The following is a 13,402-nucleotide window of genomic DNA, read 5'->3' as shown; positions in this document are numbered from 1 at the left end:
TCCGGTCAGTTGGCGAAGGCGGTGACGCCGTCCTCGCCGGCGTGCTCCGGCGCCGGCTCCTCGGCCCCGTGCGCGAGGGCCTTGCGGCGTACGGCCACGACGGCCGCGCCGAGCAGCGCGGTGACCGCCGCCACCACGAACGGGAGGTGGATGTCGCTCCACTCCTCGATCTTGGGCGCGAAGTAGGGCGCGGCGGCGGCCGCGAACCAGCGGACGAAGTTGTAGCCCGCGCTCGCCACCGGGCGCGGGGCGTCCGACACCCCGAGGGCCAGCTCGGTGTAGACGGTGTTGTTCACGCCGATGAGCGCGCCGGACAGGATCGTGCAGACGATCGCGGTGGTGTGGTCGCCGTAACCGAGGACCAGGACGTCCGCGGCGAGCAGTACCAGTGAGCCGCCGAGCACCTTCAGCGAGCCGAACCGCTTCTGCATGCGCGGCGCCACGATCACGGAGAAGACCGCCAGCAGCACACCCCAGGCGAAGAACACCGCGCCGGACCGGTACGGGGTCATGTCCAGCACGAACGGCGTGAAGGCCAGCACGGTGAAGAACGTGTAGTTGTAGAAGAACGCGGAGACCGCGGCCGAGGCGAGACCGCCGTGGCCGAGCGCCCGGATCGGGTCCAGGACCGAGGTCCTGCGGGCCGGCTTCGGCTGCTCCTTCAGGAACGCCGTGATGCACAGGAAGCCGATCGCCATCAGCGTGGCCGTGCCGAAGAACGGGTAGCGCCAGCTCATGTTGCCGAGGATGGCGCCGAGCAGTGGGCCGCAGGCCATGCCGAGGCCGAGCGCGGACTCGTACAGCAGGATCGCCGCCGCGCTGCCCCCGGCCGCCGCGCCGACGATCACCGCGAGCGCGGTGGAGACGAAGAGCGCGTTGCCGAGGCCCCAGCCCGCCCGGAAGCCGACGAGCTGGGCGACCGAGCCGGACGTGCCGGCCAGGCCCGCGAAGACGACCACGAAGGCGAGGCCGAGCAGCAGGGTCCGGCGGCCGCCGATGCGGCTGGAGACGAACCCGGTCAGCAGCATCGCGACCGCGGTGATCAGGAAGTACGAGGTGAAGAGCAGGGACACCTGACCGGCGGTGGCGTGCAGGCCCTGCGCGATCGACGGCAGGATCGGGTCGACCAGGCCGATGCCCATGAAGGCGACGACGGAGGCGCCGGCCGTGGCCCAGACCGCCTTGGGTTGTCGCAGCAAGTCCATCTGTACTCCCCACTCACATCGCAAGTTAGCTCGTCTAATTATTGTATATTACATTGAGTTTGCCGGACGGGTGATCGTCCTTGACGTTGGCGGGCAGGGGTAGGACCGTGGAGCCCTATGAGGGGCGAACCCAGTTGCCCGAGGTGCGGTGGCCGGGTCAGGGCGCCCGGTCTCTTCGCCGATGCGTGGCAGTGCGATGTGCACGGCACGGTGTATCCGCTGCAGCCCGTGATCCCGCCCAGTGTCGAAGCCCTCGCCGCCGTCGTGCACCGCACGCACGTGCCGTTGTGGATGCCCTGGCCGCTGCCGGTCGGCTGGCTCTTCACGGGGGTGGCCTACGCGGGCGACGACCGCAGCGGTGGCCGCGCGACCGCCGTCGCCTGCTCCGGGCCCGGCCCGCTGGGCGGCCCGGGTGAACTCATCCTGGTCGCCGAGGAACTCGGCGTCGGCCTCGGCGCGCGGTACGCGGGCATCGACGGCCCGGACCCGGGGTCGTACATGAACGTCGAGAAGCCGCCCCAGGCCAAGGTGCTGGCCGGCGGCCGCCCGACCCCGCTCTGGCACGTCTACCGCACCCCCGACGACCGCGCCGTCTTCGCCGGTGAGGCCCTCGGCATGTGGCTGTGGGCGGTGATCTGGCCCGAGCAGGCGGGTCTGCTCATGTACGACGAGCTGGTGCTGACGGATCTGCGGGACGCGGGGGCGGAGCTGGATCTGGTGCCCTGCGGAGCGTTGTCGCCGCGCTTGCTTCGGCCGTGACGCCCGCTGGGGCGCCGGGTTCTGTTTCGTTGGCGGGTGCGGGCGCGTGGGGGCTGGTCGCGCAGTTCCCCGCGCCCCTTCAGGTCGGTTGTCGTAGGGGGCGCTGATCAGTTGCGGGTGTGACAGTCGGGCCTCAAAACGCCGCTATCCTTAGGTGTCCCCTTCCGTGACCGTCATCCGTCTGGAGTCTGCGTGCGTATCGATCTGCACTGTCACTCCACGGCTTCCGACGGTACGGACACCCCGGCCGAGCTGGTGCGCAATGCCGCTGCTGCCGGGCTGGACGTGGTCGCGCTGACCGATCACGACACCACCCGGGGGTACGCCGAGGCGATCGCCGCGCTGCCCGAGGGGCTCACGCTGGTCACCGGGGCGGAGCTGTCCTGCCGGATCGACGGCATCTCGATGCACATGCTGGCCTACCTGTTCGACCCCGAGGAGCCCGCGCTGCTCGCCGAGCGGGAGCTGGTGCGGGACGACCGGGTGCCGCGGGCCAAGGGCATGGTCGCCAAGCTGAACGCGCTGGGCGTGCCGGTCACCTGGGAGCAGGTCGAGCGGATCGCGGCCGGTGGTTCCGTGGGGCGCCCGCATGTCGCGACGGCGCTGGTCGAGCTGGGCGTCGTACCGACGGTGAGCGACGCGTTCACCGAGGAGTGGCTGGCCGACGGCGGGCGGGCCTTCGTGGAGAAGCACGAGACGGACCCCTTCGAGGCGATCCGGCTGGTCAAGAACGCGGGCGGAGTCTGTGTGTTCGCGCACCCGGCCGCCGCCAAGCGCGGCCGGACGGTGCCGGAGTTCCGCATCGCGCAGATGGCCGAGGCCGGTCTGGACGGCATCGAGGTCGATCACATGGACCACGACGCCGACGCGCGCGACCGGCTGCGGGGCCTGGCGAAGGACCTGGATCTGCTGGTCACGGGCTCCTCGGACTACCACGGCAGCCGCAAGACCGTGACGCTGGGCGCGTACACGACCGACCCCGAGGTGTACGGGGAGATCACGCGGCGGGCGACCGGCGCGTTCCCGGTGCCGGGCACCGGCGGGGCCTGAGGCCGTCAGCGGCCCTTCCGCGCCCCCAGTTCACCTTTTTCCAGCAAGGCCAGTACTTCCCCCATGTTCGACATCGCCGTCTTCGGCTCTCTGTTCCTGACCCTTTTCGTCATCATGGATCCCCCCGGGATCACCCCGATCTTCCTCGCCCTGACCGCCGGCCGTCCGGCCAAGGTGCAGAAGCGCATGGCCTTCCAGGCCGTGTGCGTGGCGGGCGGGGTCATTGCCACCTTCGGTGTCCTCGGCCACCAGATCCTCGACTACCTGCACGTCTCCGTCCCCGCGCTGATGATCGCGGGCGGTCTGCTGCTTCTGCTGATCGCGCTGGACCTGCTCACCGGCAAGACCGACGAGCCGAAGCAGACGAAGGACGTGAACGTCGCGCTCGTACCGCTGGGCATGCCGCTGCTGGCCGGACCCGGTGCGATCGTGTCCGTGATCCTGGCCGTGCAACGGGCCGGCAGCGTGGCCACGCAGGTCTCGGTGTGGTCCGCGATCCTCGCGATCCACGTCGTGCTGTGGCTGGTGATGCGTTACTCGCTGCTGATCATCCGGGTCATCAAGGACGGCGGTGTCGTACTGGTGACGCGGCTCGCCGGCATGATGCTCTCCGCGATCGCCGTGCAGCAGATCATCAACGGGATCACTCAGGTGATCCGGGGGAGCTGAGCCCTCGTCGGCTCGGCTCCCCCGGAAAGCTTGAGTGGTGCCCCGCGCGTGAGCGTTACGGCGTTACGAGGCCTGGGTCTCGGCCGGGCGGATCCACAGACGCTGCCCGATGGCGGCGGCCTGCTGAACGATCCGGTTGACGGAGGCGGCGTCCACGACGGTGCTGTCCACGGTGGTGCCGTCGACCTCGTCGAGTCGCATGATCTCGAAGCGCACAGGCTTCTCCCTTCGTCTGGTCATCCTCCTGAGGAGAACTACTCGTGGTGACATGCGGTGTATCCGCTGTCGTACGGAGTCAACGCGCTTCTTGTTACAAACATTCCCTACGCTAAAGAAATTTTTCGAACGGCTAATTACTAGCCGGTAAGTATCGTCTGTCGAACCGATCGGGACCGGTTGTGTTCGCAGCGTGACCACCGGGACAATGGAGTCGATGAACGACGACCTGGCGGCCCTGGGCGCCCGCATCGACCGCACGAACGAGCTGCTGGAACGCATGCTCGCCGAGGTGGCGAAGACGCCCTCCACCCACGCGATCTTCGTCGACGCGGGCTATCTGTACGCGGCCGCGGGCCGGCTGGTCGCCGGGACCGAGGACCGCCGGGCCTTCGACCTCGACGCCGAGGGCCTGATCGAGGCCCTCATCGACCGGGCCCGCCAGGTCTTCGCGGACAGCCGTCTGCTGCGGGTGTACTGGTACGACGGCGCCCGCCGCCGCATCCACACCGCCGAGCAGCAGTCCATCGCCGAACTCCCCGACGTCAAGGTCCGCCTCGGCAACCTCAACGCCAACAACCAGCAGAAGGGCGTCGATTCCCTGATCCGCAGCGACCTCGAATCACTGGCGAGGCACCGCGCGATCAGCGACGCGGCCCTGCTCGGCGGCGACGAGGACCTGGTGTCGGCGGTCGAGGCGGCCCAGGGCTACGGCGCCCGCGTCCACCTGTGGGGCATCGAGGCGCCCGAGGGCCGCAACCAGGCCGAGCCGCTGCTCTGGGAGGTCGACAGCCAGCGCACCCTCGACCTGGAGTTCTTCAAGCCGTACGTCTCCCGCCGCACGGCCGCCGCCTACGACGCCACCGCCGGCACCCGCCCCACCCGCGAGGACGTGCGCTTCGTCGGCGCCCAGATCGCCGCCAAGTGGCTGGCCGCGCGGGGCCGCGAGGCCCTGGTCGAGCTGCTCCCGGGCCACCCCTACCTGCCCGGCTCCGTCGACCAGGACCTCCTGGTCGAGGCCGAGGGCCTGCTCCAGTACTCCCTGCGCGGCCAGGCGGACCTGCGCCGCGCCCTGAGGGACGGCTTCTGGGAGCACCTGCAGACGCAGTACTAGCCCTGCTCGGCCGCGGAGTCCCAGAAGTCGGCCAGCGCGCGGGCCGTGGCGAGCGGCTGGTCGGTGTTGGGGGAGTGCTCGGCGTCGTCGATCACCGTGCGCCGGGCGTTCAGCCGTACCGCCATGTCGTCCAGCAGGGACAGCGGCCAGGTGTCGTCCCGGGCGCCGGACAGGACGTGGAACGGCAGCGGCAGCGCGGCCAGTTCCGCGACCCGGTCGGGTTCCGCGCACAACTGGCGTCCGGCCGCGATGAGTTGGGCGGGCTTGGTGGCGAGCCAGCGGCGCCGCAGGTCGTCGCGGTCGTCGAGGCCGCCGTCGAGCACCGGCGTCTCCGTCTCCTCGGGCGTCTCCATCGCCCGCATCGCGTTCCACACCTCGGCCATGGTCATCACCGCGAGCGCGTCCCGCAGCAGCTTCACGCGCTGCTGCTGGGCTTCCGAGATCTGCGCGGGGCCGGAGGCCATGAGGGTGAGCGACCGGAAGGGCGCGTGGTCGAGCAGCACGGCCGTGCGCGAGACCTGCCCGCCGAAGGAGTGCCCCAGCAGATGCACCGGCTCCCCGAGCGCCTCGGCCTGTGCCAGCACGTCCCGCGCCAACTCCTGCTGGGCGTAAGCGGATTCATCGGTCTCGGGACCATCCGACTCGTACTGGCCGCGCCCGTCGACGGCGACCGTCCGGTACCCGCGCCGCGCGAGCGGCACGTGCAGCGGATTGAAGTCCTCCTTGCTCCCGGTGAACCCCGGCAGCAACAGCGCCACCCCGCGGGGCTCGGCCCCGTCGGCCACGGGAGCGTCGACGACGGCGAACTCCCCGCGCGCGGTCCGCAGCGCGTACGCACGGGCACCGGGAGGCGGGACGAAGGTGGCGGGCCTGCTCATGCGGAGAGGCTATCGGGTGGTCGTGCGCTGTGGTGCGGCTGGGCCGGGGATGCGGCCGCCGGCCCAGGTCGGCGGGGTACCGGCGGCGGGAAGCACCGAGGAGGGGGGCGGGAAGCGCCAGGGAGGGGCGGCGGGAAGCACCGAGGAGGGGGGCGGGAAGCGCCAGGGAGGGGCGGCGGGAAGCGCCAAGGAGGGGGTGGGAAGCACCAGGGAGAGGCGGCGGGAAGCGCCCCCGGAGGGACGGCGCCGGATCCGGACATGCGACGGCCCGGTCCACATCGGTGGACCGGGCCGTCGCATGTCGGGTGCCGGGTCAGCCCTCGGCGGCCTCGGCGGCCACCGTGGCCTTACGGGTACGGCGGCGCGGCTTGGCCTCCGCCTCCGGCTCCTCGGTGGCCTGCGCCGGAATCTCGGCGGTGACCGCCTTGGCGACGGCCTTGCGGGTCCGCCGGACCTTCGGCGCTGCCACCTCGGCGTCCCCGTCCGCCTCGACGACGGCAGCGGCCGTCTTGCGGGTCCGCCGGGGCTTGGCCTCGGCCTCGGGAGCCTCGGTCGTCTCCGGCGCGGCTGCGGCCTTCTTGCGGGTGCGGCGCGGCTTGGCCTCGGCCTCCGGGACCTCGGCCGCCTCGGGCGCGGCTGCGGCCTTCTTGCGGGTGCGGCGGGGCTTGGCTTCCGTGCCCTCGGCGGTGTCCACGGCGGCCTCGGCCTGCGGGGCCTCGGCGGCGGCGGCCGTCTTCCGGGTGCGGCGGGGCTTGGCCTCGGCCTCGGGGGCTTCCGTCGTCTCCGGGGCTTCCGTCGCCTTGGGCGCGGCTGCGGCCTTCTTGCGGGTGCGGCGGGGCTTGGTCTCCGTGCCCTCGGCGGTGTCCAGGGCGGCCTCGGCCTGCGGGGCTTCGGTCGTCTCGGGCGCGGCTGCGGCCTTCTTGCGGGTGCGGCGCGGCTTGGGCTCCGCTTCCGTGTCCACCGGTGCCGCCTCGGTGACGGCGGCGGCCGTCTTCCGGGTGCGCCGGGGCTTGGCTTCCGTGCCCTCGGCCGTGGCGACGGCCGTCTCGGCGGCGGGCTCGGCCGTCTTGCGGGTACGGCGGCGCGGCTTCGGCTCCTCGACGGGCGCGGCCACGGCCTGCGGCTCGGTGGCCACAGGGGCCGTCTCCGCCTCCGGCGCGGTCGTCTCGGGCGTCGTCCCGGTCACGGCCGGCTCCGCCGACTTGCGGGTGCGGCGGCGGCGCGGCTTCTCCGGCGCCTCGGGGGTCTCCAGCCGGGCCGGGCCCTCCGCCGTGTCCACCGACTCGACGGCGGCCTCGACGGCGGCCTCGGTGGCCGTCACCGGCTGCGCCGGAGCCCCGCCGCGCGTACGGCGACGGCGGCGCAGGGTGCGGGGAGCGCCGGCCTCCTCCGCGCCGGTGGCCTCCGCGGCGCCCGGCTCGGCGGTCGGCACAGCGGTGGGCGCGGCGGCGTCGAGCGGTGCTCCGCCACGGGTGCGGCGGCGACGGCGCGGCGTACGGGCCGTACGCTCGCGCTCGGCGGCGCTGCCGGACCCGGGACGGTCGTCACGCTCGCCCCGGCCACCACGGCCGCGGCCGCGGGCGCCACGCCCGCCGGTCTCGCCGAGGTCCTCCAGCTCCTCCGCGTCCAGACCGGCACGGGTCCGCTCCGAGCGCGGCAGGGTGCCCTTGGTGCCCTCGGGGATGCCGAGGTCGGAGAACAGGTGAGGGGACGAGGAGTACGTCTCCACCGGGTCGTTGAAGTCCAGCTCCAGCGCCTTGTTGATCAGCTGCCAGCGCGGGATGTCGTCCCAGTCGACGAACGTGATCGCCGTACCCTTGGCGCCTGCGCGGCCCGTACGGCCGACCCGGTGCAGGTAGGTCTTCTCGTCCTCGGGGGACTGGTAGTTGATGACGTGGGTCACGCCCTCGACGTCGATGCCGCGCGCGGCGACGTCGGTGCAGACCAGGACGTCCACCTTGCCGTTGCGGAAGGCGCGCAGCGCCTGCTCGCGGGCGCCCTGCCCGAGGTCGCCGTGGACCGCGCCGGAGGCGAAGCCGCGGCGCTGGAGCTGCTCGGCGATGTCCGCCGCCGTACGCTTCGTACGGCAGAAGATCATCGCGAGGCCACGGCCCTCGGCCTGCAGGATGCGGGCGACCATCTCCGGCTTGTCCATGTTGTGCGCGCGGTAGACGAACTGCTTGATGTTCGCGACCGTCGCACCCTCGTCGTCCGGCGCGGTGGCGCGGATGTGCGTGGGCCGGGACATGTACCGGCGCGCGAGGCCGATGACCGCGCCCGGCATGGTCGCCGAGAACAGCATGGTCTGGCGCTTGACCGGCAGCATGTCGATGATCTTCTCGACGTCGGGCAGGAAGCCCAGGTCGAGCATCTCGTCGGCCTCGTCGAGGACCAGGCACTTGACGTGCTTGAGGTTCAGCTTCTTCTGGCCCGCGAGGTCCAGCAGCCGGCCCGGGGTGCCGACGACCACGTCGACGCCCTTCTTCAGGGCCTCCACCTGGGGCTCGTAGGCCCGGCCGCCGTAGATCGCGGCCACGCGCACGTTACGGACCTTGCCCGCCGTCAGCAGGTCGTTGGTGACCTGGGTGCACAGCTCGCGCGTCGGGACGACGACGAGGGCCTGCGGGGCGTCGGTGAGGGCCTCGGGGGCGGCGCGTCCGGCCTCCACGTCCGCGGGGACGGTGACGCGCTCGAGGAGCGGAAGACCGAAGCCCAGCGTCTTGCCGGTGCCGGTCTTGGCCTGGCCGATGACGTCCGTGCCGGAAAGGGCGACGGGGAGCGTCATCTCCTGGATGGGGAAGGGAGTGATGATGCCGACGGCCTCCAGGGCCTCGGCGGTCTCGGGAAGGATTCCGAGTTCTCGAAACGTCGTAGTCAGGGTCATGCCTCTTCTGTGTGCGCGGCGCGAGGCGAGCGCGGGGGTCATGTGCGACCGTGCCGGGGACGTCGGCTGCCGTACGGGCGAACCACTCGGGCAAGCCGTAAGACACGGGACCTCTGCCGACGCTCTAGCGCTCGTACCGCTGAGGGTGTCCCTCCGGTCGTCGTACGTACGTCGCCGTACGGCCAGGGAGGGCTGTCGGGTCGGAGCCGATCGGGCCACCGACCGGGCATCCTCATGCGTGCGGCCTGTTCGGAGACGTCGAACACCGTCGACGCACTCTGGCAGGCGCATTACCACCATACCCCGGATTCGCGCACATGCGATGGCCGATTTCGTCACGTCATGGTCGTCACACTGATCGGCCGGGCCCCTCCGGTGCAGCGCAAGCGGGCTATTGTGCGCCTCATGACTAGCTCTGACAAGCCTGAGAACGCGTCCGCCGCCTCCGCCGAACCCACCGGTGTCGCCGCCCAGGACTGGGCGCAGGCCTCCGCCGACCCGCAGTACCGCGCTGCCGTCGTGGACCTGCTCGGCGCGCTCGCGTACGGGGAGCTGGCGGCGTTCGAGCGGCTCGCCGAGGACGCGAAGCTGGCGCCGACCCTCGCGGACAAGGCGGAGCTGGCGAAGATGGCCTCGGCCGAGTTCCACCACTTCGAGCGGCTGCGGGACCGGCTGACCGAGATCGGCGAGGAGCCGACGGCGGCCATGGACCCCTTCGTCGCGGCCCTGGACGGCTTCCACAAGCAGACCGCGCCCTCGGACTGGCTGGAGGGCCTGGTCAAGGCGTACGTCGGCGACTCGATCGCGAGCGACTTCTACCGGGAGGTCGCGGCCCGCCTCGACTCCGACACCCGCGAGCTTGTCCTGGCCGTCCTGGACGACACCGGGCACGCCGGGTTCGCGGTGGAGAAGGTGCGGGCCGCGATCGACGCGGACCCGCGCGTGGGCGGCCGGCTGGCGCTGTGGGCGCGGCGGCTGATGGGGGAGGCGCTGTCGCAGTCGCAGCGGGTGGTCGCCGACCGGGACGCGCTGTCGACGATGCTCGTGGGCGGGGTGGCCGACGGGTTCGATCTCGCGGAGGTCGGGAAGATGTTCTCGCGGATCACTGAGGCGCACACGAAGCGGATGGCTGCGCTGGGCCTCGCGGCCTGAGAGCCGGGTGCGCTCTGTGGGGGTGAGTGCGGTGAGTTGCGCGGCTGCGGGCGCGTTGTGGTTGTTCGCGCCCCCGCGGCGGAGCCGCATATCAGATTCAGCCCCGCGCCCCTTTTGGGCGCTGCCCCCTACGCCCGCTGCAAAGGCGCCGTCGCTACGCCGTCGCTGATCGGCGCAGCCTGCCTGCGGGGCGCAGGAGCAGGGACAGGGATGCCGCCGAGATGATCGCGGCGCCCAGGAGGCTCAGCCAGGCGGTGCCGGGGCCGAGGGCGGTGTGGGTGACGAAGTCGCCGAAGAGGGCGCCGGCGATGCCCGTGCAGAGGACCAGGGGGCGGGCCGGCAGACGGTGGGACAGGCGGTACGCCGCCGCCCAGGCGAGGACGAGACCGAGCACAGCGGAGCCGAGCGCTTCCAGGATCATCAGCGGGTCCCTCCCACGGCGCGTCTGCCTTGACGGTCGTAGCCCGTCATACCCGTGACCTGCGGAGTGCAATCCTCCGCTGTGGAGGAGTTGTGCGCCGGCCGTGTGCATCGCTCATACGGAAGGGCCCGGCGGCTCGCGGCCGCCGGGCCCTTGTGCATGTCGTCCGCCTACAGCGCGCCGAAGCCCACCTTGCGCACGGTCGGCTCGCCGATGTCCACGTACGCGAGGCGGTCGGTCGGGACCAGAACCTTGCGGCCCTTCTCATCCTGCAGGCTCAGCAGCCCCGTCTTCCCGGCCAGCGCCTCGGCCACCACGCGCTCGACCTCCTCGACGCTCTGACCGCTCTCCAGAACGATCTCGCGGGGCGCGTGCTGCACGCCGATCTTGACCTCCACGGCTATGTCCCTCCGACGGTCACTGATGTGCGCGATCTGCCGCGCCGTACCCAGCACACATTAGTCCGGTGAGGGGACCTGCACGCTTCGGGCCGGAACGCCGTCAGCGAACAGCGGACGGGAACACACGGCCGTCAGTGGTGTTCGCTGCCGTGCAGCGGGAAGCCCGCGATGCCCCGCCAGGCCAGTGAGGTGAGCAGTTGCACCGCCTGGTCGCGCGGCACGCTGCGGTCGCTGTGCAGCCAGGAGCGGGCCACCACCTGGGCGAGACCGCCGAGACCGGAGGCGAGCAGCATCGACTCGGCGCGCGACAGGCCCGTGTCCTCGGCGATGACGTCGCAGATCGCCTCGGCGCAGTCGTTGGTGACCTTGTCGACGCGCTCGCGCACCGCGGGCTCGTTCGTCAGGTCCGACTCGAAGACCAGCCGGAAGGCGCCGCCGTCGTCCTCGACGTAGGCGAAGTAGGCGTCCATGGTGGCGCGGACGCGCTGCTTGTTGTCGGTCGTCGAGGCGAGTGCGCCCCGCACCGCCTGGATCAGCGACTCGCAGTGCTGGTCCAGCAGGGCGAGGTAGAGGTCGAGCTTGCCGGGAAAGTGCTGGTAGAGCACCGGCTTGCTCACGCCGGCCCGCTCGGCGATGTCGTCCATCGCCGCAGCGTGGTACCCCTGCGCGACGAAAACCTCCTGGGCGGCGCCCAGCAGCTGGTTCCGTCGAGCTCGGCGCGGCAGACGGGTGCCACGCGGGCGTGCCGCCTCAGTTTGCTCGATGGCTGTCACGCCGCCTCCCAAAGTCGTCCATTTCGCGGTGTCGGCCGCGCGGCCATCGTACTTTTCGGTAACCGTGGTGTGCGCGCTGCGAGCGCAGAATTTCACGTACCGGACGACGGGGAAAGCCGTAATGGGCTCCCCGTGCGGCCGCGGGAGTCCGGGGAGGTCAGCGGTAGTCGTCCTCGTCGAGCGAGACCACACGCGCCTGTTCGGCCAGATCTGCCTCGTTCGCGCGGTCCGGATCCTTGCCCGTCAGGGGGTCGTCGCGGTCCGGGGCGATGTCGTGATGCTGCTCGGCGGCGTCCGCCTCGGGGGCCTCGACGTCGATCTCCTCGGCCGTTTCGGCCTCCAGGTCCTCGATCGTGTCGGGCTCGATGGGGTCATAGGCCATGGTGGGCTCCCTTCCTACGAACGTCCCTGGAAGCAGCAGGGGGCCACATACGGGTGCCCTTTCTACGAGCCTAGGAGACAGCAGATCCGGACGCCATGCCGTCGCGCCCGTTCGTAGCGGACCGGTCCGGTTCCGGTTCACCCGTCACCCGCGGCCCGCACTGTGACGGCGAACACATGAACCCCGGCGTGATCACCTCGTAACATTGCCGCATGTCTTCGACCGAGTCGCCGTCCGTGTCGGCCGCCAGTGTGCTTCCGAGGGTGGCGCCCGTCCGGGTCGGCGAGGGCGAGCGGTTGCGGTCCGTGGGACTGCCCGGAGTCACCCTGTCGGTCCGCTCCCGCCGCCCCGCGCGCGAGGGCCTGCCGCCCGCGCTGTACGTGCACGGGCTCGGCGGTTCCTCGCAGAACTGGTCGTCGCTGATGGCGGAGCTGGACGGCGTCCTGGACAGCGAGGCGGTCGACCTGCCGGGCTTCGGCGACTCCCCGCCCCCGGACGACGGGGACTACTCCGTCACCGGGCACGCGCGTGCGGTGATCCGCTACCTCGACGCGGCCGGCCGCGGCCCGGTCCACCTGTTCGGCAACTCGCTCGGCGGCGCGGTCACCACGCGCGTGGCCGCCGTACGCCCCGACCTGGTCCGTACGCTCACGCTCGTGTCGCCGGCCCTGCCGGAGCTGCGCATCCAGCGCACCGCGGCGCCGACCGCGCTGCTCGGAGTGCCCGGTGTCGCCGCCCTGTTCACCCGCCTCACCAAGGAGTGGACGGCCGAGCAGCGGGTGCGCGGCGTCATGGCGCTCTGCTACGGCGACCCGTCGCGGGTGTCCCCCGAGGCGTTCCAGCACGCCGTGGAGGAGCTGGAGCGGCGGCTGCAACTGCCGTACTTCTGGGACGCGATGGCCCGCTCCGCGCGCGGCATCGTCAACGCCTACACGCTCGGTGGACAGCACGGGCTGTGGCGCCAGGCCGAGCGCGTGCTCGCCCCGACGCTGCTGATCTACGGCGGCCGTGACCAGCTGGTCGGCTTCCGCATGGCCCGCCGGGCCGCCCGCGCCTTCCGCGACTCGCGCCTGCTGTCCCTGCCGGACGCCGGGCACGTGGCGATGATGGAGTACCCGGAGGTGGTGGCCACGGCGTTCCGGGAGCTCCTCACGGAGACCGAGGACGCCGGCGCCGACTCGGGCACGGGGAGCTGAGGCCGGCGTGGGACGCCACAGCCGCCGCGGCCCGGCCCCCAAGGCCGACTCCGCGGACATAACCGCCCCCAGGCGGACGCGCGGCACCCGGGACGAGCAGCCACTGCTGCCCGGGCAACGACAGGCACCGACGAACGGGACCGGTGCCGGCCCCGCCGCGGCCCCGCAGCGCGGCTCGCACCAACCACCGACGTTCCCTTCCGGCATCCCTGCGCCGGGCGCGCCCCGTCTGCCCGACGGAACACCGGCACATGGTTTCCCCGGGCTTCCGGACGGCACTCCGGCGCACGGTTTCCCCGGGC

The 13,402-nt window shown here is 72.0% G+C and carries 14 protein-coding genes; 6 read left to right on the top strand and 8 right to left on the bottom strand.

The window, feature by feature from the left end:
* Positions 1–5 precede the first annotated feature (5 nt).
* On the bottom strand, positions 6–1,205 hold the full coding sequence (locus tag ABB07_RS13560; protein ID WP_208898948.1) for an MFS transporter: 1,200 nt from the start codon (positions 1,203–1,205) through the stop codon (positions 6–8).
* Between the two features lie 117 nt (positions 1,206–1,322).
* Between ABB07_RS13560 and ABB07_RS13555 the strand changes: the two genes are divergently transcribed.
* The 3 genes from ABB07_RS13555 (at position 1,323) to ABB07_RS13545 (ending at position 3,683) form a co-directional block, all read left to right on the top strand.
* The gene (locus ABB07_RS13555; protein WP_055706881.1) at positions 1,323–1,964 is read left to right on the top strand and encodes a DUF6758 family protein; all 642 of its coding nucleotides are present in this window, start codon (positions 1,323–1,325) and stop codon (positions 1,962–1,964) included.
* A 192-nt stretch (positions 1,965–2,156) separates the two neighbouring features.
* On the top strand, positions 2,157–3,014 hold the full coding sequence (locus ABB07_RS13550) for a PHP domain-containing protein (protein ID WP_208898947.1): 858 nt from the start codon (positions 2,157–2,159) through the stop codon (positions 3,012–3,014).
* A gap of 63 nt (positions 3,015–3,077) precedes the next feature.
* Positions 3,078–3,683, top strand: a complete 606-nt coding sequence (locus ABB07_RS13545) for a MarC family protein (RefSeq protein WP_208898946.1) — start codon at positions 3,078–3,080, stop codon at positions 3,681–3,683.
* A gap of 63 nt (positions 3,684–3,746) precedes the next feature.
* Here the strand turns inward: ABB07_RS13545 and ABB07_RS13540 are convergent, their stop codons facing one another.
* Positions 3,747–3,923, bottom strand: a complete 177-nt coding sequence (locus ABB07_RS13540; RefSeq protein ID WP_159045531.1) for a hypothetical protein — start codon at positions 3,921–3,923, stop codon at positions 3,747–3,749.
* A 193-nt stretch (positions 3,924–4,116) separates the two neighbouring features.
* Between ABB07_RS13540 and ABB07_RS13535 the strand changes: the two genes are divergently transcribed.
* Positions 4,117–5,013: an NYN domain-containing protein gene (locus ABB07_RS13535; protein ID WP_208903422.1), complete on the top strand. Its 897-nt coding sequence runs from the start codon at positions 4,117–4,119 to the stop codon at positions 5,011–5,013.
* Here ABB07_RS13535 and ABB07_RS13530 read toward each other — a convergent pair.
* Both ABB07_RS13530 and ABB07_RS13525 read right to left on the bottom strand, forming a co-directional pair.
* Positions 5,010–5,891, bottom strand: a complete 882-nt coding sequence (locus tag ABB07_RS13530) for an alpha/beta fold hydrolase (protein ID WP_208898945.1) — start codon at positions 5,889–5,891, stop codon at positions 5,010–5,012. The two genes, ABB07_RS13535 and ABB07_RS13530, sit on opposite strands and share 4 nt — an antisense overlap.
* 313 nt (positions 5,892–6,204) lie before the next feature.
* Positions 6,205–8,775, bottom strand: a complete 2,571-nt coding sequence (locus ABB07_RS13525) for a DEAD/DEAH box helicase (protein WP_244189349.1) — start codon at positions 8,773–8,775, stop codon at positions 6,205–6,207.
* 405 nt (positions 8,776–9,180) lie between these two features.
* Here ABB07_RS13525 and ABB07_RS13520 point away from each other — a divergent pair, with 405 nt between their 5' ends.
* Complete coding sequence (locus ABB07_RS13520) at positions 9,181–9,927, top strand: ferritin-like fold-containing protein (protein WP_199832851.1); 747 nt, start codon at positions 9,181–9,183, stop codon at positions 9,925–9,927.
* A gap of 154 nt (positions 9,928–10,081) precedes the next feature.
* Here the strand turns inward: ABB07_RS13520 and ABB07_RS13515 are convergent, their stop codons facing one another.
* The 4 genes from ABB07_RS13515 to ABB07_RS13500 all read right to left on the bottom strand — a co-directional run bounded on the left by ABB07_RS13515 (position 10,082) and on the right by ABB07_RS13500 (position 11,904).
* A complete protein-coding gene (locus tag ABB07_RS13515; protein ID WP_208898943.1) occupies positions 10,082–10,348 on the bottom strand; it encodes a hypothetical protein in 267 nt (88 codons plus the stop codon).
* A 170-nt stretch (positions 10,349–10,518) separates the two neighbouring features.
* A complete protein-coding gene (locus ABB07_RS13510) occupies positions 10,519–10,746 on the bottom strand; it encodes a DUF3107 domain-containing protein (protein WP_055706876.1) in 228 nt (75 codons plus the stop codon).
* 134 nt (positions 10,747–10,880) lie between these two features.
* On the bottom strand, positions 10,881–11,522 hold the full coding sequence (locus tag ABB07_RS13505) for a TetR/AcrR family transcriptional regulator (protein WP_055706875.1): 642 nt from the start codon (positions 11,520–11,522) through the stop codon (positions 10,881–10,883).
* Positions 11,523–11,679: 157 nt separating this feature from the next.
* The gene (locus ABB07_RS13500) at positions 11,680–11,904 is read right to left on the bottom strand and encodes a hypothetical protein (protein ID WP_208898942.1); all 225 of its coding nucleotides are present in this window, start codon (positions 11,902–11,904) and stop codon (positions 11,680–11,682) included.
* Between the two features lie 212 nt (positions 11,905–12,116).
* Here ABB07_RS13500 and ABB07_RS13495 point away from each other — a divergent pair, with 212 nt between their 5' ends.
* The gene (locus ABB07_RS13495) at positions 12,117–13,100 is read left to right on the top strand and encodes an alpha/beta fold hydrolase (protein ID WP_208898941.1); all 984 of its coding nucleotides are present in this window, start codon (positions 12,117–12,119) and stop codon (positions 13,098–13,100) included.
* The last annotated feature ends 302 nt before the right edge of the window (positions 13,101–13,402 follow it).

Origin of the sequence: Streptomyces incarnatus (assembly GCF_001027185.1) — a bacterium.
Taxonomy (GTDB): domain Bacteria; phylum Actinomycetota; class Actinomycetes; order Streptomycetales; family Streptomycetaceae; genus Streptomyces; species Streptomyces puniciscabiei.
This window is presented reverse-complemented; position numbering and strand designations above follow the sequence as displayed.

Bases quoted from the DNA above. Each gene is read 5' to 3' on its own strand.
- ABB07_RS13560 (WP_208898948.1), bottom strand. From the start codon at position 1,205: ATGGACTTGCTGCGACAACCCAAGGCGGTCTGGGCCACGGCCGGCGCC.
- ABB07_RS13555 (WP_055706881.1), top strand. From the start codon at position 1,323: ATGAGGGGCGAACCCAGTTGCCCGAGGTGCGGTGGCCGGGTCAGGGCG.
- ABB07_RS13545 (WP_208898946.1), top strand. From the start codon at position 3,078: ATGTTCGACATCGCCGTCTTCGGCTCTCTGTTCCTGACCCTTTTCGTC.
- ABB07_RS13540 (WP_159045531.1), bottom strand. From the start codon at position 3,923: ATGACCAGACGAAGGGAGAAGCCTGTGCGCTTCGAGATCATGCGACTC.
- ABB07_RS13535 (WP_208903422.1), top strand. From the start codon at position 4,117: ATGAACGACGACCTGGCGGCCCTGGGCGCCCGCATCGACCGCACGAAC.
- ABB07_RS13530 (WP_208898945.1), bottom strand. From the start codon at position 5,891: ATGAGCAGGCCCGCCACCTTCGTCCCGCCTCCCGGTGCCCGTGCGTAC.
- ABB07_RS13525 (WP_244189349.1), bottom strand. From the start codon at position 8,775: ATGACCCTGACTACGACGTTTCGAGAACTCGGAATCCTTCCCGAGACC.
- ABB07_RS13520 (WP_199832851.1), top strand. From the start codon at position 9,181: ATGACTAGCTCTGACAAGCCTGAGAACGCGTCCGCCGCCTCCGCCGAA.
- ABB07_RS13515 (WP_208898943.1), bottom strand. From the start codon at position 10,348: ATGATCCTGGAAGCGCTCGGCTCCGCTGTGCTCGGTCTCGTCCTCGCC.
- ABB07_RS13500 (WP_208898942.1), bottom strand. From the start codon at position 11,904: ATGGCCTATGACCCCATCGAGCCCGACACGATCGAGGACCTGGAGGCC.
- ABB07_RS13495 (WP_208898941.1), top strand. From the start codon at position 12,117: ATGTCTTCGACCGAGTCGCCGTCCGTGTCGGCCGCCAGTGTGCTTCCG.